This is a genomic window from Sphingobacterium paludis (assembly GCF_004364125.1).
GTDB classification, from domain to species: Bacteria; Bacteroidota; Bacteroidia; order Sphingobacteriales; family Sphingobacteriaceae; genus Sphingobacterium; species Sphingobacterium paludis.
Window position 1 is genome coordinate 85,773 of sequence record NZ_SNZV01000011.1, and the last position, 24,603, is coordinate 110,375.

At 43.7% G+C, this 24,603-nt stretch carries 19 protein-coding genes; 9 read left to right on the plus strand and 10 right to left on the minus strand.

The genetic code is table 11. The annotated features are described in order from the left end of the window. Positions 1-556 precede the first annotated feature (556 nt). From B0I21_RS18065 to B0I21_RS18085, 5 genes are all read right to left on the minus strand, one after another. Positions 557-2,065, minus strand: coding sequence for an alpha-L-fucosidase (locus tag B0I21_RS18065; RefSeq protein ID WP_243836239.1), 1,509 nt, complete (start codon positions 2,063-2,065; stop codon positions 557-559). A gap of 194 nt (positions 2,066-2,259) precedes the next feature. Further along, positions 2,260-2,961 (minus strand): ABC transporter ATP-binding protein, encoded by a 702-nt coding sequence (locus B0I21_RS18070; protein ID WP_208292389.1) that lies wholly within the window; start codon positions 2,959-2,961, stop codon positions 2,260-2,262. A 5-nt stretch (positions 2,962-2,966) separates the two neighbouring features. After that, positions 2,967-5,138 carry a TonB-dependent siderophore receptor gene (locus tag B0I21_RS18075; RefSeq protein WP_166637899.1) on the minus strand — a complete coding sequence of 724 codons (2,172 nt, stop codon included), beginning with the start codon at positions 5,136-5,138 and terminating at the stop codon, positions 2,967-2,969. A 27-nt stretch (positions 5,139-5,165) separates the two neighbouring features. Next, entirely contained in the window at positions 5,166-6,599 is a 1,434-nt protein-coding gene (locus B0I21_RS18080; protein ID WP_133641896.1) for a DUF3526 domain-containing protein, read from the minus strand. Beyond that, entirely contained in the window at positions 6,596-8,026 is a 1,431-nt protein-coding gene (locus tag B0I21_RS18085) for an ABC transporter permease subunit (protein ID WP_133641897.1), read from the minus strand. The genes B0I21_RS18080 and B0I21_RS18085 overlap by 4 nt, the downstream gene beginning before the upstream one ends. 86 nt (positions 8,027-8,112) lie before the next feature. Between B0I21_RS18085 and B0I21_RS18090 the strand changes: the two genes are divergently transcribed. The 4 genes from B0I21_RS18090 (at position 8,113) to B0I21_RS18105 (ending at position 15,822) form a co-directional block, all read left to right on the plus strand. Further along, positions 8,113-10,317 (plus strand): peptidase domain-containing ABC transporter, encoded by a 2,205-nt coding sequence (locus B0I21_RS18090; RefSeq protein WP_133641898.1) that lies wholly within the window; start codon positions 8,113-8,115, stop codon positions 10,315-10,317. Positions 10,318-10,391: 74 nt separating this feature from the next. Further along, on the plus strand, positions 10,392-13,025 hold the full coding sequence (locus B0I21_RS18095) for a lantibiotic dehydratase (RefSeq protein WP_166637900.1): 2,634 nt from the start codon (positions 10,392-10,394) through the stop codon (positions 13,023-13,025). An 8-nt stretch (positions 13,026-13,033) separates the two neighbouring features. Then, complete coding sequence (locus tag B0I21_RS18100) at positions 13,034-13,879, plus strand: thiopeptide-type bacteriocin biosynthesis protein (RefSeq protein WP_166637901.1); 846 nt, start codon at positions 13,034-13,036, stop codon at positions 13,877-13,879. Beyond that, positions 13,876-15,822: a lanthionine synthetase LanC family protein gene (locus tag B0I21_RS18105; RefSeq protein ID WP_133641901.1), complete on the plus strand. Its 1,947-nt coding sequence runs from the start codon at positions 13,876-13,878 to the stop codon at positions 15,820-15,822. The genes B0I21_RS18100 and B0I21_RS18105 overlap by 4 nt, the downstream gene beginning before the upstream one ends. A 48-nt stretch (positions 15,823-15,870) precedes the next feature. Here the strand turns inward: B0I21_RS18105 and B0I21_RS18110 are convergent, their stop codons facing one another. Beyond that, positions 15,871-16,062, minus strand: a complete 192-nt coding sequence (locus B0I21_RS18110) for a pinensin family lanthipeptide (RefSeq protein ID WP_120258748.1) — start codon at positions 16,060-16,062, stop codon at positions 15,871-15,873. Between the two features lie 2,730 nt (positions 16,063-18,792). On the opposite strand from B0I21_RS18110, the gene B0I21_RS18125 reads away from it, so the two are divergent. Next, positions 18,793-19,212, plus strand: coding sequence for a DUF1810 domain-containing protein (locus B0I21_RS18125; RefSeq protein WP_133641902.1), 420 nt, complete (start codon positions 18,793-18,795; stop codon positions 19,210-19,212). A 96-nt stretch (positions 19,213-19,308) separates the two neighbouring features. Then, positions 19,309-20,061 (plus strand): hypothetical protein, encoded by a 753-nt coding sequence (locus B0I21_RS18130; protein ID WP_133641903.1) that lies wholly within the window; start codon positions 19,309-19,311, stop codon positions 20,059-20,061. A 157-nt stretch (positions 20,062-20,218) separates the two neighbouring features. On the opposite strand, the gene B0I21_RS18135 is transcribed toward B0I21_RS18130, so the two are convergent. The 4 genes from B0I21_RS18135 to B0I21_RS20625 form a co-directional block, all read right to left on the minus strand. Beyond that, positions 20,219-21,487 carry a type II toxin-antitoxin system HipA family toxin gene (locus tag B0I21_RS18135; RefSeq protein WP_133641904.1) on the minus strand — a complete coding sequence of 423 codons (1,269 nt, stop codon included), beginning with the start codon at positions 21,485-21,487 and terminating at the stop codon, positions 20,219-20,221. Between the two features lie 2 nt (positions 21,488-21,489). Then, complete coding sequence (locus B0I21_RS18140; RefSeq protein WP_166637902.1) at positions 21,490-21,756, minus strand: helix-turn-helix domain-containing protein; 267 nt, start codon at positions 21,754-21,756, stop codon at positions 21,490-21,492. A gap of 403 nt (positions 21,757-22,159) precedes the next feature. Beyond that, positions 22,160-22,333, minus strand: a complete 174-nt coding sequence (locus B0I21_RS20620) for an integrase core domain-containing protein (protein WP_394346369.1) — start codon at positions 22,331-22,333, stop codon at positions 22,160-22,162. Then, the gene (locus B0I21_RS20625; protein WP_208292390.1) at positions 22,252-22,530 is read right to left on the minus strand and encodes an integrase catalytic domain-containing protein; all 279 of its coding nucleotides are present in this window, start codon (positions 22,528-22,530) and stop codon (positions 22,252-22,254) included. Before B0I21_RS20625 ends, B0I21_RS20620 begins: the two co-directional genes overlap by 82 nt. Positions 22,531-22,576: 46 nt before the next feature. Here B0I21_RS20625 and B0I21_RS20485 point away from each other — a divergent pair, with 46 nt between their 5' ends. The 3 genes from B0I21_RS20485 to B0I21_RS18160 form a co-directional block, all read left to right on the plus strand. Next, entirely contained in the window at positions 22,577-22,711 is a 135-nt protein-coding gene (locus B0I21_RS20485) for a hypothetical protein (RefSeq protein ID WP_262708496.1), read from the plus strand. 108 nt (positions 22,712-22,819) lie between these two features. Next, entirely contained in the window at positions 22,820-23,065 is a 246-nt protein-coding gene (locus tag B0I21_RS18155) for a hypothetical protein (protein ID WP_133641906.1), read from the plus strand. A 1,157-nt stretch (positions 23,066-24,222) separates the two neighbouring features. Then, the coding region (locus tag B0I21_RS18160) for a hypothetical protein (protein WP_133641907.1) at positions 24,223-24,603 on the plus strand (381 nt) is incomplete at its 3' end.

A 24,603-nucleotide genomic window follows, 5' to 3' on the forward strand; every position in this document is an offset into this window, starting at 1 on the left:
TTTTTGGAACAGGCATAGCCCTGACTCGGCATGGTCGAGAACACCAAACAGAACAATGTAAAAAGGCTTATATGTATTCTAAAATTTTTCAACCCACTAAAGCTACAAATTAGATTTGTTCTTATATTTTTTTGTTTTACTTGTTATAAAGCCCATTAGACCATTTATTTGTCACACTATATGGATGCCCTACTATATACTGTTCGAAAAAACCTATATTATATATTCAAGCAAAATCTCTTTAAACCTATTCTTTATAATTTGCCATCTATTTCATTAAAGACGGCCAATAAGAAGAAATGTCTCTAAAATTTAATTTATTTACTCCTGTTCCGGATTCGAAGCTATTGTCAAAATGGAAGGTGGTTTGATAAAGCAACGCCGAATTAAGCCCTCTCCTGCTTTTGGAATCCAATACGGATCGTCACTTCCTGCAGTGCTGTCAGACAGAAGCTGTACATAACTGTAAAAAATTCAATTCTTGATATTTAAGATCATATTGATTGACAGTCATGTTTGTTTCTGGATCTGCATATGCCGGAAGTTTCATTCCCTGCTACATATGCGCGTCCGCTTGTTGCTTTTTAGAGCCCTTAACCGCATCCAAATTGATTTTGACAACAAAAGGCCTATTCGTTTTCAGGTTTTCCGGTAGTTTGATATCAAAATAATTGTCCTTATCACCATCAAAACCGATGTCGGCACGCCTAATATCCAATATCCTCCCATCAATCAACAATTTGGCCGTTGCCGGGACCGTCTTGGCATCTTTAGACACAACTAGTCTAATAAGATCATCGATCGGTCTATTGAAAACTGTCAGGTACAACGTGTTCCCCTTTTGCGTATAGTATCCATAGTCTGTATCGGGAAATTCGGAGGCATTTCTTACACCATAGACTGCCTCCCGATTGACCTCCATCCATTCACCAAGTTCCCGTGCAATCTTATCCTCTCCGGGATGCATATTACCAAGCGCATCCGGTCCAAAGTTCAGTACAAAATTACCGTTCATTGATACCGATTTCATCATTAGACCAATGATATCATTGCTGGTCTTGATATACATATTATTCCAGTTCTTGGTATAGCCCCAGTCCCCCGGGGTAATTGTCATCACCGATTCCCAATCATTTCCTCCTAGCCAACCAACATGTTTTGGCAGTTTTCTCTCCCATACCTGTTCATAATCGCCCATGAGCTGTTCGTTACTATCAAAATGCCTTTTCCCAAACTCATCATTTCGAAAGCGTGACCCCATAATTAGCCGTGGATACTTATCACGAATTTCCTTTTCAAGATTATAAGTGTAGTCATAGGAGGAAACCCAAGATTCATCCCAAGTACCATCAAACCATAAGCCCCTAACCTGTGGATAATTGTTGAGCAATTCGAAAATCTGGTTCCTAGTATATTCCAAAAAACGGCCGAACTTCTGCCTTTCATCGTCGGTCTTCGGCTTGCTGCCCATATAATTTGCATTGTTCCATTCCATAACGGAGAAATACAAAAACACATCAATGCCCTCTGCGGTATAAGCATCAACGATCTCCTTGACGATATCTTTTTTGTAAGGTGTTTTTGAGACGTTATAGTCCGAAAATTTGGTTGGCCATAATGCAAATCCATCGTGATGCTTTGTTGTGAAGATGACATATTTCGCCCCCATTTTTTTCGCCTGTTTGGCCCATCTTTTCGCATCAAAATCCGTAGGATCAAACTTCTTATACAAATTATCATAGATTGTCGCCCAGCCTTCGGGTTTTGATGGTCCGCCCCAGCTCCTTATCCATTCGGATGCTCCCGTATAAATATGGCCCTCCCATTCATTCCCAGGAATCGCATATAGCCCCCAGTGTATAAATTGACCAAGCCCATAGCTGCGAAAAGCTTCCATGGCTGCATCTGAGCGGTACGCTTTGACAAGCGAACCATATTTAAGATCAATTATTTTTTCAGGTTTTACCTTCGGCCGTGCGTAATTCTTCTGTCCATATAGACCTATTGTGCCGCAGCTCATTGCTATCAAAAATAATAATCGCGATTGGATTGCAGTTATTTTCATCCGTTATAAATTTAGTATATCAAGAATAATTTATTTTTAAAAAAATCAATCGTTTTCAGCATGTTGGTTATCCCTATTGCAAATCATCCAAATAAAAATGAAAGAACAAACAAACATCTTAAAAGCGATAAACACACTGTTAAAAGCCAATCAAACTATTGCGCAATGCACGAAAACCTTTTCTTTAAAAAATCCTATTTTGAAGACATAACCGTTAAATAGATATTTTCAAGTTGGGCGGCTGGCATCCCTTCTGCGCGAAGCGTTTTCACCAGAGATCCCTGTTTCATGATCCCGATACGTGTACCGCAGTGGATAGCACTATAAATATCGTGCGTAGCCATTAAGATTGCCTTTCCAGCCTCCCTCATCGCGCGCACATTTTCATTAAACTCATACATCGCCTGTGGGTCCAGCCCGCTGGTAGGCTCATCCATCAATATCACTTTCGCATTTTTAGCCATGGCAATTGCAATCCCGATCTTTTGTCGCATGCCTTTGCTCTGCTGTCCCACTCTTTTTTCAAATGCTTCCGGCTGCAGTCCCACCTGACTCAGGTAGTCGCAGAGTTTATCTTTTGGATACCTGTATCCCGCGAGCCGGCTAAAAAAATCCAGATTTTCCAGGCTGCTCAAATACGGGTAGAGCATCACCACTTCAGGTATATAGGCGATATTCGATGACTGTTGTCCAGGAGATACCAGCTTTCCGTCCACCCAGGCCTGACCGGAGCTAGCGGCAATAAAACCAAGAAATAAATTGAGGGTTGTCGTTTTTCCAGCACCATTCTGCCCCATCAGGCAGAATACCTCGCCCGATTTCACCTGCAAGTTTAGGTGATCCAGCACGATATGGCTGCCATAGAGTTTCGTCAATTCAACTGCTTCTAACATCATATCTGCTAAAATTTAAAAGCTACTATTGCCCTAATGTTAAAGGGATCGCCATCGATGTAGTAATAATTACGTCCTTCATAAGGGTACGATGAAATGATATCGCCAGAGGCCATATAACGCCGGTTGGTCAGGTTATCTGCGATAAGCTGTACAGAAAGCCTGTTGTGCGTGTAATTTAGCCCAGCATCAAATTTGGTAAAATCAGGAATAAACAGATCTTTTTCGGAGGTACTACGTTTTATCCATGTACTTTGACCAACGCTGAGCTTCAGTACCGCCTTATTTTTCAAGGGAAAACCATATTGTAACCAGGCATTTACGATCTGTTGTGGCGTCTGGGGCGTTTGTTTCCCGATCAGGCTTTCATCACTATTTTTAGTAATTACAGCATCTACAAAAGTATAATTTGCAACCAGGGATAACGCATCTGTAACATTACCGATGACATCCAGTTCGATCCCTTTGCTGATCACCTGACCAAGTTCTTTGACAAAGCCCTCATGTTCGAGGTCGGTGATAATACCATTTCGCTTGACCGTCCGAAACGCGCTCAGCCCTGTATACAAACGGGAACCGAAAAAATTCCGCTTGATTCCCAGCTCCATATTAGTACCGTATTCAGGGTTGACAGCTTCAGAGCCCACCACTTCATTCCCCTCATTTACAATCGCTTTCTGCCCTGTCTGCGGAATAAACGTCTCATCATAGAGCAAGTAAAAGGTTGTAGCCCTATCCATCAGATAAGTCAGTGCCGCACGTGGCGAAATAGCCTTCTGATGGTATGTATTTGTGCGAACAACGCCTTTGGCGTTGACGGACTGTTGATCACTTGTGTACCAGGTATATCGGGCACCCAGTGTGAGTCGCAATTTTTCCAGCAGATCAATATTATCGTAGGCATAAACCGATTGGAGGAAAGTATTTCGATCGAGCCGCGAAGCTCTTACCGTCTTGCTCACCGCTGCATCGACCTGATTATCCGGGTTGCTTCGGAGGTAGACAAATTGCGCTGTTCCATTGTTGAGCGATAGAGAGTCCTTACTATTGATGTAATCGGCTCCAAGTACAAGCTGATGTTTTATTTCACCTGTTGTGACCGTTCCATTGGCAAATAACTGGGTGGAGAAGGTCTTCCCCGCACCCATCGTCAGCGAACTACGCCGGCGTGTGGTATCGCCATCCCTAAAATTAACCAGACTTCCTGCAGATGTCATATTCCAGGAGCGGTAAGGTGACCAGAGGAATGAAGACTGGGAAGTCAACTGCCAGGATTTATTGAATTTATGGACTCCATACAATCGTGCGGTCTGATTCTGGGCATAACTTCGTGGCAGACCAAGCCCCGCACTGTAATTCACAGCAATCGGTCCTTTGAGTTTATCGGCTTCATTGCGCACTTTAACAATTGCTGTTCCATTTTTTGTTTCACCACGCACCAGATTATATTCCGCCAGCATATAGGTATTGGGACTGAAATTGTATTGGATTACCGGAGCTAGGGCATATTTATCTGTTTTTAAATAGTCGAGGGAAGAATTACGGTGCTGATAAGCCAGGTTTAAACGATATGAAAACCCTTTATCTTTTACCGCAGACCCCAGATCGGCCGTAGTACGGAAGAAATTAAAGCTGCCCAGTGACTGAGTCACATTCAGCAGTTTATGCTTGGGTGTTTTAGTCACAATATTGACCGAACCACCAGGTTCACCAAAAGAATTCAAAAAACCGGCGGGCCCTTTGACGATTTCAATGTTTTCGATCAGCGCTTCATCGTCTATTACAGCACCGTAGTTAAAACGTCGGGACATCCCATTCAGGGTCGTATATCCCATAAAACCCCGCATCTGCACTATAGCCGAATTATCGAATGGTGTACTGTTGTAACCAAAGTAAACACCACTTACATTTCGTGCGGCATCCTTCAATTCGAGCGCCCCCTGGCTCTGTAGTAATCCCGAGGAGATGCTGATGATATTTTGAGGGATTTCCAAAAGTGGCAACTGCAGCTTCATCGTATTGGACAAGGTATCTGATTTTACCTTCGTATTTCGCAATTGCTGCACACGGACTTCCTTGAGATTGTAGGTACGGTAGATGGTATCCTGCTTTGTCGCTTGCGCATGACTGGCAAGTTGGTATAAAGATAAAAATACCATGAGGGAATGCTTTATTTTCATGCTTTTCATTTTTGATATGATTCGTTGTTAGTATTTCTTTTCCATCGGTCGCATTTTCTCTGCTACAGCCCAGACAGCTAATGTCAGGAACAGTATGCCAGCTATTTTCCAGGCAATGGAGCTTATTCTTCCCGGATCAGTAGATGGAGAAAATTGTGGAAGGTGCTTTAGATCTTCTTTCGAAAGTTTGGCATCCCGCAGCAAAAAGCCATTCATATACAGCACCCAGCGGTGCTGAAATCGAGCGACATCCCCCTGATAATGCAGGTAGTCGGCCAATCCCGTTTGGGCAATTTCATTGAGCAGGGACTGCATCTGGGTGACAGGATTGAGCCAGCTGGTCCTATCCAGCCAGCGCTGGTGCAGCTGTGCTTCTTGCTGGTATGCACGGATATTTTTATCCATTCTTCGCCCCAGCAGATCATAGTAAGCTACAAATCTTTTATTTCCATATTGTGCGGTATCTGTGGGTCGCCGCAACGGCACATATTGCAGATTATTGTTATAAAATTCCTCAACAATCTGCGGTATAGGCATCTCCCAAGTATCGAGCATCGCCTTCCGTTGTTTGGACACCAATTCCGTCCGTAGTGGCAAAGGCTGTTTTAGTGCAACCAGCCGATTGCAGAGCGCAGGCAGCACAATCGTCAGTTGCAGCCAGATGCCCATTAGTAGTAGTACACTTTTGCGGGATGAGCTTCCACGGAGGACGACCATCCAGGCCAGCACAAACCAAAACAACAGATAAATTAGGGTCGCCAGGTTCCAGAGCAGAAAATCAACGCCATCTTTTGGTATAGCCGGCGGCGCTATCATCAAACCGATACCATTGAATGCCGATAGCAGCAGCCAAAGCAACCCGAGCCTAAAGAGTAATTTATATAAAAGAATGCGTCGCAGACTACCTCCATGTAGGCGCAGCAAGCGATCCGTCTGTTGTTCTTTCTCTCGGGCGAATAAGTCATAGGACAGCACAATAATCAGCAGCGGGATCAAGTAGACCAGTACAAAAGATAAATCAAAATTGCCTGCAGCCAATTTTTCGGGGTTGGCTATAGCGGTATTTGGAGGCGTAAAAAAGTCCCTTTTGCTATTGACTACATCATAGGATGGCAGGATATCCCGTTGTCCGATTGCCATCAGCGCCAGTGCTGCCGGGGGATTTGTGGCGATTGGCGATGCCCGGTATTCGATAACCTGCGGCAGTCCCGCCTGAATAGCCAAATTTTTCCCTTCTATGGTGCTGGTATCACTGTCAAACCGCTGTATCAACTCTGCGAATTGCCGCTGCTGATTCCTTTGGAGGGTATCGAGCCCCCTAAGCTGCTGCTCGACAAAATGCCCTCCCGTGTACAGACTGTATCCCCCAAGCAAAATGAAGAAAAGTAGTAGAGCAAGTTGCAGGGGCTGTGCAATAAACTGCTTCCATTCGAATCGAAATATAAGTTTAAGGAGATTCATAGCCTAGTTTTAATAAATTTCAGACGGAAGCCTAACACAAGGGCCAGGACACATGGCCAGATCAGGAGCCCAAAAAGAGGGATACCCTCCCGCCACAGCAGAACGGCAAGCTTCGGAAGAGGATAGTGAAAAGCAGGGAACAGTGCGGCGGGCGCCTCTGTCGAGACCTTATGCAGTTCCTCTTGTTTCGTTTTTTTAGCAACTTCATTGTTGAGTCGGCGAATAAAGGTATTTCGATAATCCTTAGCCTGATGGAAGAACAGCTGATGGTGAAAAAAATCCGTTCCAGACAGGGTCATGGATAATCTTTTCAATGCCGTAAAGGGGTTCAACAGTCCCATAGCAGATAAGCTTTGTTGCTGTTGATCAATTATTTTTTCCACGTTAGCATAGTAATAGTCAAATACTTTTTGCTGATAATCCTCATTATACTGCAAGACTAGACCATCGACGTTCAGAGGCAGTTCCGCTAATTTTTTGACTCCATATTGGCTACAAACCTGTTCGAGATATTTCTCTACACGGGATCTACTGTCACCTTCCCCATGGATCCCTTTAAGATAGCCCTGTCGGACCTGATTATTAAATTCAGCCCTTGAGGACAAAGGGTAGCGCTGATCAATCCATGTCGTCCCGATTTTTGGCAGCACAATCGCTCCCAACAGCCACATTCCCATCGCGAGCTGTATCGACGAACGCGACGAACGACTGTACAAAGAAATTAGCGCAGCAATTAGGGTCAGGGAAAAATAAAAGACCAGATAAGCCAGCATCATAAAGCCAAATCTGCCCAGCAACAGATGCTCAGGGTCAAATAAACATAATAATACCAGCATACCCATAAAGACAGGTAGCAACCAGAGTATTGCAAATATATAATAGGCGATGATTTTCGACCACAGTAGTCTGGAAAGACTGGAACCATGCGTCAGTAGCATCTTTAGGGTGCCCTGCTCGCGCTCCTGTGTCAGCATCGTGCAGCACATCGTCAGGTAGAGAAAGGGGAGCAATACCTGCAAGATCAAGGTCAATGTCAGGCTTCCGAAACGCAATTGTGCATCTGCACCCTCCGCATTGCTGTAATCGACTTCATGCTGCACATGCGCCTCCACCCGATAGCTCGTCCCGAAATAATCATTTAGCCCAGGATCAAAAACCGTCAGTGGACTCAAAGGCTTGAAAAGGTAAGTACCATAATGGGCCACATCATGCGCATCTGCGTGGAATGTCCGCAGCTCGCTGCTAAATTTTTTGTTGCTCTCCCGTCGGTCCTGCGCATCCTGCCGATATTGCAATATCCCCAAAAGACCACTTAAAGTCAGCAATACAAATACGATACAGGAAAAAATAAAGATCGTCCGGTCGCGGTAAGCAACTTGAAATTCTTTTTTGATCAAGCTAAAGCTAAGGGATAAGGACTTATTCATCGTAAATTAAGTAATGCATCAAAGTTGCAAATAAATAATAATATTTGCAACTTTGATGCATTAACACTCATTCAAACTGTTGGTATATGATCCTGTCCTTTCGACCAAAGCGAAGATTTCCATTTTACAAGCAGCCCGACGCCATGGATTGTGGTCCTACCTGCCTCAAGATCATCACAAAATATTTCGGAAAAACATTTCCACTGTCCCATTTTCGAAGTTTTTGCCGCATCGGCAAGCAGGGTACCAGTTTTCATCAGCTGGCTGAGGCTGCACAGCAGCTTGGTTTCAAAACATTGTCGGCATCATTATCCTATCAGGTACTGAGCAGGCAGGCTCCTCTACCCTGCATCCTGCACTGGGAGCGTGAGCATTATGTGGTACTTTATCGGATCACAACCAAGTATGCCTACCTTGCAGATCCGGCAATGAACGGTAAAGTGAAGATCAAAACAATGGATTTCCTACGCTCCTGGGAGACTGCCGTAGGTACAGGTGTCGGCCGGGCATTGTTGCTTGAAACGAGCCCTGATTTTGAATCCCAAGCCAGCATCGCTGATCCGTCTGCATCTGTTTGGTCCTTGCTGCCCCTGCTCAAAGGCCACCGCAAAAAGCTGATCCCAATCGGTATCAGCTTACTGATTACCAGTCTGATATCCCTTTCAGTTCCCTTTTTGACACAGCTCACGGTAGACAAAGGCATCGCCTATAAAAACACCCATCTGCTGCTGCTGATCTGTCTGGGGCAGCTGATGTTATTCTGCGCCAAAATGCTCATGGATTACCTTCGGGCGAGACTCCTGTTTGCTATCGGCGCCCGGACGAGCATCAAGATGCTCAAGGAGTTTCTCGCCAAACTGATGGAACTTCCGTTTTCTTTTTTTGACAACAGGCAGGCTGGCGACAATATGCAACGTATCAATGACAATCAGCGTATCGAAGATTTTCTGACCAATTCTCTGATCAATTTTATGCTTTCGGCCATCACACTGCTGGTTTTTGGTGCAGTTCTCTTTTACTACAACTGGCAGATTTTTGCCATCTTTCTCATCGGTGCGCTGCTGAGTGTGCTCTGGTCCAATTCCTTCCAGCACAAAAGAAAGGTGATCGACCAGCGAAAGTTTAAAGTACTATCTGCCAATCAGCAGCTATTGCTGGAAATCTTTTATGCGATGCAGGAGATCAAACTGACGGGTAGCGAGCAGGAGAAACAGCGACTCTGGGCCGGCATCCAAGATCAATCCTACGGTTTGAAAATGGAGTCCCTGCAGTTGGATCAACTTATGCAGGGTGTTGGCTTTTTTCTAAATGAAATCAAAAATGTCCTGATCACCTATGCAGCTGCAATGCTGGTTATCCAAGGACATGTAACCCTGGGCGGTATGCTGGCCATCACCTATATCTGTGGACAGTTAAATGGCCCCGTGACCCAATTGATTGAATTTGCCCGTGTCTCTCAGAACACCAAATTCAGCCTGCAGCGCATGGCGGAGGTACATCAGGAGACTGCTGAAGATCAGGATATCCCCAGCCAGCCTATCGCCGCCAGTCCGCAGTCTATCCATGTCAACAATTTAACTTTTCGGTACGATATGGCCAACACCGAAGCAGTCCTCAAGGATATCAACCTACATATTCCAGCCGGCAAGATCACAGCCATTGTGGGTACTAGCGGCAGCGGCAAAACAACACTGATCAAGCTACTGCTCAAATTTTATCGGACCAATCCGGGATCAATCATGATCGGCAATACCCCACTCGACCAACTGCATGCCAAGGCCTGGCGTGCCCGTTGTGGTGTTGTCATGCAAGATGGCTACATCTTTATGGATACCATCGCCAACAATATTTACGCCGGTGCATTAGTCAAGGACGAAAGACGCTTGCAGGAGGTCGCACAACTGGTCAATATGCACCATTTCATCCAAACCATGCCCTTCGGCTACCAAACCATTATAGGACGGGACGGCTATGGGCTGAGCAGTGGTCAAAAACAACGCCTCCTGATCGCAAGGATGATCTATCGCAATCCACCTTATATTTTTCTCGATGAAGCCACAAATTCGCTTGACGCCCACAATGAGCTAACGATTGTCAATAACCTAAACAGTTTTTTTGAGGAAAAGACTGTCTTGATCGTTGCCCACCGCCTCAGCACCGTGAAAAATGCCCATCAGATTATTGTGCTCGATCAGGGCACCCTTGTCGAACAAGGCACGCACCAAGAGCTGATCAAAAAAAAAGGCAGTTATTACGAACTGATCAAAAATCAGCTTGAGTTAACAAATTGATTGCTATTCCAACTTTATTAAATCCATGCATCATGATTGAAATCCTTCCCTATTCCCTCGTCCGCTATGCGAGTTTGCCCGTCGCTACTTTTGCCCCATTTCACCTTGCAGGTCTAGAGCAGCGGCTACAGCGTCTACATAAAATGCATGATGAGCGTTCGCTGCTGCAGACGGCCATCTGCGATAGCCTGTACGAATTGGTGCAAACTGCGCCAGGTGATACCGAACGTATCAATCTGATTCGGCTCAAACGGGTCATCCACAACAACAAAACCATCAGTGGTCAATTACTGACCGACTGTAGCCCGCTGTTGCCGCCCGCATTACAGGCACAACTGCGCAAACTATTTGAGCTGATAACTGCCATAAATATTGCCGAAAGCAATCAGGAAACAGATTACCAGCAACATCTGAGCAATAGCCATCGCCACCTTCAACAGCTCGCGGGCAATCCCTTATTACAAAATGGACTCCTATTGTCCAGTCCAGTGCTGTACAGCCAGCTCCCCGACTATATCAGCAAAGATCCTAAAGATTTTGGTCCAAAGGAATGGCGGCTGATCTTTAGCCTGCTCCGTTACCTGACGCGAATGACCTTCAAGACATCGCCATTCAGCAGCTTCACCTATACTGGACAAGCAGAGTTTATCGGCAACGATAATGCTATTTTCGACAGCGCAAAACCGTCGATCCGAAGTGGCATCCGCCTCCATAACGGATTATTTGAATACATTAAATCCATCCTTAATCAGCATCCTGTCCTCAACGAATATCTGCTGGTAAGGCTCAACAATACCGTCCGGCTCGAAGAGCATAAATTGTCCTTTTTATTTAACCACCACAATATCGAATCCTTCCAGAAGCTTCCCGCGGTCGGGCTGCAGCGTTATATTTTAGAACAGCTGCGTACCGCAGGCACTTCCAATATGACTTTCTCTGCGTTGATTCAAATGCTGGAACCTATAGTTGCTCCTGCAGACCGGCGCCAGTTAAAACAACATCTTATGCAATTGGTGGATACAGGTTTTCTGGAGCTAAGTACCGATATTTCTGCGATGGACCACCATTGGAGCCAGGCCTTAAGGCATTTTTTAAGCGCGACAAACTGCAACCATCCCGATATGATGCTCCTCATTCGGCTGCTCGACAGCCTTGCTACGGTTCAGGCAGCCTACCCGCAGGCCAATGTCATGCTACGGAAAGAGCTGCTGGAAGTCGCGGAAAAAGAAGTTAATAGCTCTCTTAAACAGCTCCAGGCTGAAACAGGCGCCGCAGCCCCAGCGATTACTGCCAACAGTGCAGCAGCGCCATTCAAAAAAACAACTCCCGACCCCTTGCATTTTTCAGGGCGACAGCTTATTTACGAGGATTGTTACACCGACCTAACGTACAACCTTCCAGCAGCTCCAGTCCGCCAGTTTATTGAAAAAACAGATGCCCTGCTGCAGTACCTCCGCCCTATGGAGGCCATGGCTCCCGAAAGAGAAAAAATGCTTTCCTTTTTCAAACAGCATTATCCTGTCAGGGCCAGCGTCAATATCCTGGATTTCTATTTCGACTATTATTCCAATGTCAAAAAGCAGGAAAAAGAGGCGGCTCCGCCACAGCTTACAAATTCCGGCCCATGGATTGAAAACCTTGACCGGCACTTCAAAGAAATCGTGGTTCCCGGTCAGGACATCCTCTATCTTGATGCACATTTTTTCGACGCTATGTCCCAAGCTCAAAATGGGCATCAAAAAACAGGCTACTCACGTGGAATATTCGTCCAGTTTTACGCGAAACCTGGAGATAACGCTTCCGAGAGCCCGCTTATAGGGGTTATCAATGCGGTGTTGCCCGGGATGGGAAAAGTCAGCGGCCGCTTTCTGCACCTATTCCCCCCAGCCATGAGCGATAGTATCCGTAATCATAATGAGCGACTCCATCCCGAGGTGCTGAAAGCCGAGCTGAGCGATGGCTCATTCTTTAACGCCAACATCCATCCGCCATTGCTCTTTCAGGAATGCAGCCTTTCGGACGAACATCGACATTACCCCCCAGAAAGACAGATTCCGGTACACGAGTTATCTGTTTGCCATATCGAAGGCGAAGACTTTCTGTCCTTATTTTACCGGGAGCAGGAAGTATTTGCTTATGACCTTTGTCTGGAATCCTTTTACAACCGCTCCAATTTCTATCAGCTGATGGCACATTTTAACAGCGATGACAAAGTTTACCTGCAGCCTTTTATCAACTGCATCGACCGACAATATCTCCCCCAGGATCCGGCCACCCTGCCCATGATTCTGCTACCACGTATTGTGTATGCCGAAACAGTCATTATCCGGCGCAAAACTTGGTGCATCCAGCGGCGTGTTATACCCGCGCCGCAAGGGACGGAGACCGCTGCGCAGTACTTTGTACGCCTCAACAGCTGGCGAGTGGATGCAGGCGTACCCGCTACCGTCTTTTTATTTTTACGGAAACGTTCCTTTGCTATCGAGGAAGTCGTCAAGGGTCATCAAGCACAAAAACTTTTGCCTGACGATTACAAGCCCCAGTATATCTCGTTTGAGCAGCCGATTCTGGTCGATCTCTTTGTTCGGCTACTTGCTCGTGCCGGTCAGTACCTTATCCTTGAGGAAGTACTCCCTGCCCTCGATCCTACAGCAGGGCCAGCACAGGATCAAGTCAAAGAATACCTTATCCAATGGTACAACTATTAACAAAAAAAATGAGAGACAATTGGTTATCTGTACACCTTTATAGCGCCGTGAGTTTAGATCTGATTCTGCTCCATATAGTCAGGCCTTTTCTCGCAGACCATTTTATACCATCCGCTGATTCTTTTTTCTTTATCCGTTATTGGGATGAAGGAAGCCATATACGTTTACGTATGCAGGTACCACCTGTTAGGGAGCCCGATCTACTGGATGCGCTCGACCAAAAGATCCGATCGGTACCATCACTGGGATGCAAGCTTAAGGTTGTTGCTTACGAACGCGAAATAGACCGCTATGGCAATGCCCACACGATCCATTTGGCCGAGCATTATTTTTCCCTTTCCTCCCGCTATATTTTGGCCCATGTTGTCCCAAAACCGCAGCGTGGGTCGCCCTTGACTGAAGCCATACACCTGCAGCTGATCCTGCTCAAGGCACTCGGCTGGGAGATTCCCCGCCTGTGCCAATTGCTCGATTATTTTATCGGTGGTTGGATACGCCGCCTGTTCGATCCTTTGCAGGATCCCGAGGCGGAGCACCAGTTTTGGTCAGACCAGTTCGAGAAAAACTTCAATAGCAAGGCAGCAACTTTCATACCTGCTATTGCTCAGCTCTGGAGCGATCTCGACAACAAAGAAAAGTCTGATGACAGGATGGTCTTCTTAACAACAAGTGCACAACTGCTCCGCAGCTACTTAGCAGCCGTGGATCATCCCAAAAAAAAGATTGCTATATGTGGGAGCCTGATCCACATGAACAACAACAGAGTAGGCTTGTCCAATCTGGATGAAGCCTATGCATCCTATTGCCTTCGGCACTCTTTACAGGCTATTTTATCTTCCCAAAACCCCATATGACAACTCTTTTTAACAGTACCCAGCGGCAACGGCTGACCGATCATCTCGAACAGGTGACCCAACACATCCTCCAGGCCTGCCGGCAGCACCAAAGTGGGCTATATTGGTTGAGCCCGTATTATACCAGTGCAACAACCTACGATTTTAAGGTCACCGCCGACCTCTTTCAGGGCAATAGCGGTATTGCACTTTTCTTCCTTGCCCGTTATTCGTATAGCGGATCGCAAGCCGATCTGCATATCGCCCAACGGACAATGGATTTTATCACTGATCATCTGGAGCAGAACAGCCCGCAGGGTTTTGGCTTATTTACAGGACTTTCGGGAGTAATTTACACCTATATTCGGTTATTCGAACTTGGCGGCGGTCAGCAGTATCTTGACCGGGCCCATGCGCTAGCCCTGACCTATCAGGAGCAACTTGTGCGGCAGACCATTAAAGCTGATCTGCTCAGTGGCTACTCAGGGAGCCTATTTGTACTGACCCTGCTACAACATTATCACCCCGAGCCAGCGCTGATCAAACTAATCCAAGAGCTGATTGACCGCCTGGTCAGCGAAGCTCGTCCTTCCGAAAAGGGATTAAAATGGGACTACAACCAATCCAAATCCGCCTACGATAGCCTGACCGGATTTTCTCATGGTGCCTCGGGAATCGCTTATATACTATTGCAAGTAGCCGAATATTTTGACAATAAGGCCCTATTGTACCTTGCCGAAGAGGCACTGCTCTACGAAATGCAATATTTCCATGCCGATTTTGGCAACTGGCTCGATCTGCGCCTCGGAAGTCATCGTCTCCAAGCCGCCAATATACAGCATTGGGAGCTGAAAAACTTTCTGCCTCATATCCAAGAGCTCAATTCCTGGGCACATGGTGCCGCAGGGATCGGCCTGGCCCGGCTCGCAGCCTGGCGGGCAACGGGTAAAACAGTATACCTGGATCAATGCCGCCACATCGCCCAAAAATGCAGCAGTACTATCCTTCAGGCTGAACGGCATGACTATACCGTCTGCAGTGGATCTGCCGGGCTATTGCCTTTTATGCTAACCTATCCCCATACGGCACAGGAATACAATAGTGAACTGCTACTGCATGTCATTGATAAAGCGCAGCTGCAGTACCAGACTACCGGCAGTTATAACAGCTATATCTCTGCTGGCCGTGACGACTATGGGTTGCTTTCCGGTGCGGCCGGAATCGGCTACAGTATCTTGCAGCTGCTTGACAGCAATATGTCTTCTATCTTCTGCCCAAGCCTTCCGCCTCTTCATAAATCAGTACAACAAGCAATCAAGCTAAACCTTAGGGACCTGCAGCGAGGACTTTTGAAAAAGTACTACCCCTTGACCCTACAGTATCTAGAGGAGCAACCCACCATCCGCAAGATCGTTGATCAGGAGAACGGTCTCCATGATTTTGAAAACAGCTTGACCGAACAGCTCCTTCAGGCTGATCCAGCCCCTAGCTTACAGGCTGTTTTTGCACTGGAGCAGACCCAAAATAAGCTGTGGAAACAACATAAAGGCTATTTGTGTTACAGCAAGAAAAATGCCTATATCAAAAGTAAGATCCAGCAACTAACGGATGGCAAAATGTTGGACCTAACCCCGCATTCCCTTATGCTGGCCGACCACGTAAGCTTTTATCTACTTAACGAAGCGCTACGGGAAGCCCTGGCACTCCCTTCAGATAAGCTGGCAGTCCTATTTATAGCTGACGAATGGGGCGTCAGCAGCAGCTACATTGGGTTGATCAGTATGCTGATTGTACAACAGGTGGAAAATACAACGCTAACAGGAGCCTTATTGTGTGATCAGGTCAGCAACAAACTGAGATCCATGATCGGGAAACTGGATGAGGATAATTCCCTAAAGGCCCACATATACACCCAGATCCGACTGCTGTTTGAAAGCGGCATATTGACGACGGCAGAGGTATAAGCAAGAAAGTCAGGTACTCGACCTGACTTCCCTATCCTTATAATTACATTAACAGATTACCGTAGTACATCTGACCGGCGGGTTATGATGATCATCTGTAGGCTCGGTATGTGTTGGTTCGGACACATTTCCCAAACCACCAGACAGGCGTTTTGCCACCTCGCTATCGATACTTGTTACAAAACTTTCTAATTGGAGATCCTCCAGATTTAACTTGATTTTTTCTACTGAATCTTTCATAACTACTAAATTTAATTGTAATGCCTACTGTGATAACGGGTTTTTCAGCTTATCCCCGGTTGCAACAGTACTAAGTTAATATTATTGCAACATAGTTGCAATTAAAATAAATTATTTTTTAATATCAAAAGTTAATATTTTAGATTTTGTAGATTAAAGACCTAAATCTTTTTGTCACTATCGCCTCAGAAGATAGGTTATTAAACATCCTGCTGCAAAACTAATAGTGGGGACCACCGCCACCAGCGCGCTTAGGCGATCAATCAAACGCTCGCTTTCATTGTTAAGATTATTCATTTAAATGGTTATAAAATTTTAAAGAAAAAGAAGATGGCTGCTTTTTTATCATTTGCACAAGAATCTTGACGATAGTCCCTTCAGGCTCTTTCCAATATAAAAGTACTTTAACAGAAGACGCGTCAGTTTGAGGTTTGTCCCTCATCAATTTAAATGGTTATCACACTATCATTGAACTTTCAGAACTCCGTCTTGCAAAAATATTGTGCCTGTGGTATAAAAATTTCTATCCAATCCTTGTAGCGAAAAGGCAATAGGAAATTGGCAAAATACCCAAGTTCGTTGTTGATCTGTACTGTGCACTAAGTAAATCGTCAGCAAAAAGTTGACAGGTTTACACAAGATACGAAACAGCTTAAAGTATGTCGTCAGTAAGGACCAAAAGGAATTTATGAACGACCTAGAACCAGTGTACCGAGCCGACACCTTGGATCAATTTGCCGGACTGCGGATGGAATTGGGGCGACAAAAATGAAGCGCATTTATGTTCTGTTATTTTGAAGCGTTTAAAGTCCGAAAGTTGATGGCTTCGTTGAGAAAGCATTAATAGAACGGCTTTGCAGCTTTATGATTTTTTAGAAATTGAAGGATGTTCTTTAGATAATTTATATGAAAAAATACGCATACATCGGGTGCTTGGATTTTATTACCGTTATTGGTGCCGAACTCGGATTCATTGTTATTTTACTGTAAACTGCAGCACACTAAATCATCTCTATCGATAAGCCGGTATGCTATTCAAGTCATTCGCATTTGTCATTGCACTGTCCGGTCCTTTTATGACATTGTTGATGTCGGGCTTTGACGTTAAAAAAGTAATGTTTGGAGCGATTTTTATGTTTACAGACATTATCTCCTCATTTGATCCCCACACCGAAATATGCAGGCATCGTTCCATCCACCGTGTCAAAAAGAGGGTCGTAGGTCCCTTAAAAAGCTACTCCTTTTGTCATTGGCCTAAATCTGTATCCAACTTCCAAAGAAGGCACGAAATGACAATAATTGTTTTCTTGCTAACCTTTTGAAATATCATAGAGACCTAATGCTGCATTTACTCCAATAGTAATGCGCTTCTTTTTTGCCATAAACATAGTTGATACCAACAGGGATGATCTTAAAACTTTCACCGATGACGATTGACGAATTACCTATTCCTACTCTAAAGCCCAGCACTACGCGGGCATCTTTTTTAAAGCGCGTATCGGATTTGCCGTAGTAAATATCCTTGCGCCTTTACCTTCCAAATACCCCATTTTTTGAGGTTGCGAGCGAACTTTCAAAGTACAGAACATGAATGCGCCCAGTACACAAAATCTTGATTTCATATAATTATTCGCTTATTTCAATTATTCTACCTCCGTTTTCGACAGTGCTTTTTCAAGGATTCGGTTGAATAGCAATATCGATGACCCGTATCCAAAAAAGATAAATGTTTTCCTGATGAACGGGAGCCAGGGCAAGGAGGATCTGATAAGTGCTTGCGAAAACGCACTACACTATTTTGGCGGTGTACCTTTGGCGACTGTTCCAGACAATCTAAAAGCGGCCGTAACCAAGAGTAATCGGTATGAACCACTCTGAACGAAACTTTTGCCTACTTCGCTGATCACTACCAGACCAGTGTTCTGCCTACCAGAGCCTATCGCCCACGGGACAAGGCTCTAGTGGAGGGAGCGGTGAAGATGGTCTACAGTAGAATATATGCTCCGCTGCACAAAAATACATAGCATAGCCTAAAGGATCTCAATGCTGCGATACAGGAGCATCAGGAACATCATAACAATGGGATGCTGAAAGGGTCGTAACTACAGCCTTAGGCAGCAGTTTGAAGACGTTGAGCGGGCTGTACTCGGCGGACTGCCAGTATCCCGTTACAAGTTTAAAAAAACTCCATTACGCTACGGTAATGAAGAACGGACACGTGTGCTTAGACGAATACCGACACTATTGCAGCGTACCTTACCGTTTCATCGTTAAAAAAAAATGCTTTATTCCAGAAATGTTCTAGAGGTCTTTTATAACTATGAGCGCATCTCATCTGCGGGAACGGGCAGCCTATTAATGGGTTGACTATTATCTAAGTCAAGCAGTGTCATTTCGCGGTTTATTTCCGTTACAATTTCTATTAAATTATTATTCATCTTATATATATTTTTTCTATTGCACACAGGATCTAAACTACTCCTAGTCCACCTATGCTTCTCTAAAAAGATATAAACTAATACCAGTTTTGTAAATACTATTTAAATATTTATTTTCAGAATTATAACTCAAGTCAGTGACCACGGATAGGCAATGGATATCGACACCAATGAGACACCGGATTTTTTTGAACCGTTTTTCCAAGGATAATTTAACCTTTATTTATGCTAATATTCGGCATGAAAAAACCCGAAAATATCTACATTTGCAACGTTCAACTGGACAAGAGAAATGGAATACGACCTGCAACGTTTTCTGAATGCGCAAAATCAAGCGTATCTGACGGCGTTATACGAGATTAAGAACGGAAAAAAAGAATCGCACTGGATATGGTTTATTTTCCCGCAGATTCAAGGATTGGGACAAAGCGAAAACGCACAGTTCTACATTATGAAGAATTTAGAAGAAGCAGAGCAATACCTTGCGCATCCCATCTTGGGAGAAAACCTGATCGAAATCACCAGAGAACTCTTGCTTATTGAAGGAAAAACTGCACTCGAGGTGTTGGGCTGGCCAGATAACCTTAAATTACAGTCAAGCATGACACTTTTTGCTAAAGCAAGCGGTAATCATCCTATTTTCCAGCAGGTGCTGGATCGCTATTTCGAAGGTAAAATGGATATGCAAACACTAAAATTGATCGAATCGTAATACCTGCTAAACAACCGAACGTTTCAGGGATACATTTGTCCAGCATAAAGTTATCCATCCAAACATATTAATACAACATTTTAACCAAACCATCACATGGATACCGTTTCCATCGTTTTATTCAACGCAGCAATCACTTCAATCGTTCATCTGGCATTCAGGAGCTATTTTACAGGTTACTTGCAAAAAAAGGCCGAAAACCAAGCGTCCAAGGAGGATATTGCCGAGCTGACCTCCAAGGTCGAACAGGCTAAATCAAGCTTTCAAAAAAATCTAGAAATCTTTAAAAGCGAGGTCAATTTACAAGCCAATCTCCGGGGTAGCCATCGTGGAGAAGAGAAAAACGCACTTATAGATTTTCACGGAAAGCTCAACGACTGGATCCAGCGGCTCTTCGCAATCGATATCCATCAGGCCAAGCTGATGACATCGATCGAAATACAACAACTGCGGCGGGAGATCGATTCCTTTCCGCATCTCTCCGTAGCGCTATCCAAGGTTAGATTGCTCGTCCTTGATACAGAGATTGTGCAGGAAAGCAGAAATATACTCCAGATTGCCGTAGATTATAAAAGTCAGGTGGAAAAAGTACTGATGGGATTGCAGTTTGCAGTGGATGAGAAAAACAACCTCTATCAACAGTCATTACGTTATGAGCCTAAAGATTTCTCAACCGACCTACATCCAGAATTTGAAAGACTTGGTCTGGAAACCGATCGTATGATCAAAAAGATCAACGCACTTTGCGATGATTATTGGCAGCAGGGACGTATCGTCTTCTTCCTGCCTGTCCGTGATATGGATAACCAGTACGTGGATAAAGTTAAAAAATACTTGAGCCGAGCCTAGTATGCTTCACGCAAAGATGAGCAAATAGGCTTCTCCTGCCGAGCAACAGAAATGACCATTAAACGGGAGGAATCTAGCGGCGACTCCATGACGCAATAGCATGTGTTCTGGATCGCACAAAGATCACCAAAATATAACGAACAGTATCGAAAGAACATCAAATCAGCCTTACAAAGTCGTTATGAATCCGTTCTATAATCTTTTCTGGAATGCCGAGCTGCTTTGCCTTCTCGATCCAAAAGGGAATCACCCCCTGTACTTTTTGGATCATGCCCTTCACATTTTTAATGGTAAACCTTTCGGCTATATATTCCAAGTCTGCAAGGGTTATCTCGGTACGCTTTCCGTTAATGGAAAGTGCACGGCTAACTTTCGAAAAGTTGATAAGTGGATTTAGGGAATATGTAAGATCATATGCCGGCGCTAGGCTCCAGCGATCCTGCGCGGGATCGTAAATAAAGCTGTGATTTTTCAAGTGATCGTCAGCATTACAGAAAACAACGTTAAATACCATACGCAGATAGAGCTGCTCGATCTGTACGTGTGGAAGCTTCAAATGCAGCGCAAGCTCGAATAGATTTTCGTAACTTGAAACCGCTAAATCTTTGAAATCCCAACCCGTCATACCCGAGGCTGTAAGCACCGGTTGCTTTTCACCATCCTGACGATCAAAGCGTAGCGTTGCAAAATGCTTATCATCCACCAACTTGGAAAACATCATCTGCACACCAACCTCACATGCCGCTAAGTAATAACTATACTCTATCACCTCCCTATCGTAAGATACGTCGCCCAGATTCAGCTTAATCAAATATGAATCATACTCCTGCCCATAAAACACATCGCCCGGATAGATCTTTCCGGAAGCCTTGTGCTCGGCAATCAGAATTTTTGGTCGCGCCCCTCCTGCGGAAGATCCAATTTTGAATACATTAAGCAGCGATCGGTGATCCAGCCCTTCAGCGAAAGCGCTCTCCTTGCTTTGCAGAACTTGTTTAACGACCTCCAAGATTTCATTAATATCTATAGTCGTACCTTTTGGAATGCTAATCTCGGGATGATACTCCAATGCGCCCATCCCACGGTTTGACACGTATGCAAGCTGCTGGAGAACTGTAATTTTTGTATAATCTCTGTTTCTACTCTCTAACCATTCCTTGAAGATGATGTTACCAAACATATCTGGAAGGGAATCCGCTATCATTGGCGGAAGCGATCGGAATGTATCTCCAGCGTATCTCCGCATCACCTGCACCTGTGGTATACGTCTCAAGATTCCGGTATCGGGAAATAAATTGGCCATGACCCCACTGTTCAAGAAGTCTGGACTATATTGAAAATAAGATTCATCTCTATTCTCATCATAACCAATTTTAGCGATCTCCGTTCCAAGACAGCTTACCGTTATCAAACTGTTCTTAGCCATATTTAATATAGCGATTTTATAGGGCCAAACTTATTATTATGATTCTTAAAGAAATCGTTCAATGTGGCGAGTTCATCAAAATACTGAAAGATCAACAGTAAGGTATCAATCTTAAAATTCGCGCCACTCTCCACTTTAAGAATTGTCAACCGAGAAAGTCCCAGCTGACTAGCCAAATCATCTTGTGTAAGCCCCCGTTGCTTGCGCAGGTTACGCGTGAATTCACCAATAGAATTTTTGACATCTATTATTTTAACAGCATTAAACATAAAAGTGTGTGTTTTAAAATACATTTAAACTTAATAAGAACAATTTGTATGGATTAATATACAAATATAAATAAAATCGAATAAGCAAAAAAAGTATATTAAACCACACATAAACTATTCAAAGTCCACAAAAGTATATCTAACTATACATAAAATCCTATTAACTAGGATTTACTTCAATTTTGGTATTTTATCCAGCTTTATTAATGTACATATAACAATAATCGGCAAATAGTAGTAATCTGGTAGACTTACCTATTTTTGAAGCCTTCGAGTTTTTCAAACATGAATAAATACTAAAAATACGAGTTAATGACCTCTCCCCGAATTTAGGAGTGTTTTAAAGTAGAAAATTCCGCCGTTTTTACCTGTTTTTCGATAAACATTTCAGGCGTCATATCCCCTAAACACCTGTGGGGTCTGAAGGTATTGTACTCTTCCCTCCAGATTTCAATTTTTCCTTCGCATCTTCCAATAACAGAAACCAATGCGCATTTAGGCACTCGTCCCGAAAACGTCCATAGAATGACTCAATATACGGATTATCTGTTGGTTTCCCGGTCTGGAGAATACTAATTCCACCTGATGTTCATATGCCCACCTATCGAGATCCTTGGAAATAATCTCCGATCCGTTATCCACTTGGATTTTCTTGGGCATTGCCTGCTGGAATAGCCTGAGTCCTTCCAAAACAGAAACGTATAAAAAAATGAAGGCGATCACTGTCAAATATTTGTTCAAAAGATCAAGCCTATTCATACTGTTTTTGCTCATTTATTTCTCAACGAGCGCTCAAAAAATAAATAAAAAGAAATTTTATTTGAAGTTAGCTGTTGCTGCACAACCTGCTTGGGGAGATGTGAACATAAAGGATAGCGGTAAAACTTTTTATGGCAATGTATATGTTGATGCAACCGACTTGCGTCAAAACCAAACAAACCACGAAAGCAACTAATGGAGACCGTTGAGTCTGTCCTTTGGAAAGAACCTCTCAGAGAGCTATAGCTTGGGTATTGGTATGGATATGGATTTGTATACACTAGGGGATCGTAACAGATTTTCCATGCCAATTTTCGCTGATGCGAGCTATAGCTTCGGTGTATCACGTACGAGAACCTTCTTTATAAATCTAAAACCTGGCTATTCCATTAGTGTCGAATCCGTCGATCATAGCGGTGTAAAGTTAGAAACTGCGATAAGCCACGAATTACGTGTCGGCAGACGAAGTGGTCTATCCTATGGATTTGCGCTCGGATATAACTATCAAGAACTAAACAATGTAGAGCAGACAGAACTGGAACATATTTAGGGTACTATAAATTCCTACACTCAAGTGGGACAGCGTTTTGTAGATATATCTTTAGGCTCCGTTCCGATAACTTTCTTCATAAAATTCTAGGAAACCTCTCTTGTGTTTTGACATAGCTGACAAACTTGCAGAAACTTATCAACCAGCATCCATATTAATTACATATTTGAATTTAACTGGTCGGCTATAATTCTGTACAAAATCATATTTACTAGCCGATTATTGATGCGTTTCGCCGCTCTACAGTTGAAACGCATCAAATATTGGAGAGAAAATCTTTTTCTGAATCACGTCTTGTAACAACTAATATAATCTTTCGTAACTATTCTTTTAGCGTGTCTTCGGGAAATTGACACGCGTGCTAAAGTAAAGATCAAGTGGAGCTTTGTCATTCCATTCTCTATAATTACTGTGAAGTTAAGCAGACTCGGTGATAGTTCCGCTATCTTAAACTCGCCTATTTCCGTCCTACAGTAACATTTATTAGCTTCCTAGCATGCTCGAAAGTGTATGTTTCTCGGTCATTTTTTTTCCTTCTATATCATGGGTTGTAACATCTCCATTTTCATGAAATGCAAAAAAAAGATCATCCTGGTCGTAGTCTCATTTTGAATCATTAAACTTAGCTCCACCATCAATTCGGAATTCGTATAATTCACTCATCTTCCATATCCCTATAAGCTTGTTTACAGCCATGTCTGGTTTGCTTGTATCATCCTTAGTACATGAAAAATTGAAAACGACTAAAGAAACAAAAAAATGAGCTTAAATTTACCAATAATATAAATATAAAATTTTAAACACAATTAAACAAAATATTAATATAATTTCATTATAAAGCTAAGTATGTTAAACTTAAAATTGATATTATAAAATATCTATCAAATGGGTTTATGAAGAAGCTAAATATCTAGCCATTGTCTGGAAGCCATCTTTCACAGCATTAGTTGTATTTGAATATGATTGAGAATTTGTCTGAAAACTTTGCTGCTCGTTTCAGGGTTTAATTATAAGAGTTTCAGTAGACATATTCATAGGTTCGTTTTGGAGGCAGGTCGCCAAATAGTCAATCTATTTTTCCTTCTACCATTGTCTGTTTAATGGGACAATTTACTCACAAGATCGTCCTCACATAAAATAACATTCGATTATAAAATATGAAGTTAAGAAAATCATTGATCTTCTCCTGTTTCATTTTCACGTTTGTCAGCTGCAAGGTCGAAAATGAACTATCGGAACTCAATTCGAAGAAGGAACTCACCGTTCAGGAGGCAAAAAAAACAGCGCGAATTCTCTCGCAACAAAGCGAGGTTCGTCGCAAGACAAAGTCTTCAAGCCCAAAATCTGGTCGCGCCGTGCTCGAAACCGATATACCAATCTATGACTTTGACTGGGATAACCAATACTTCAATAATAAAGTACCGGGCTTCCCTGTGATCATGGTACCGTTAAAGAATAATTACGTAAACAGAAGTGTATTTCCCGACATGAACCCCAGAGGCTATCGCATCGTAGCCTTTCAACACAGTCCTAATTAC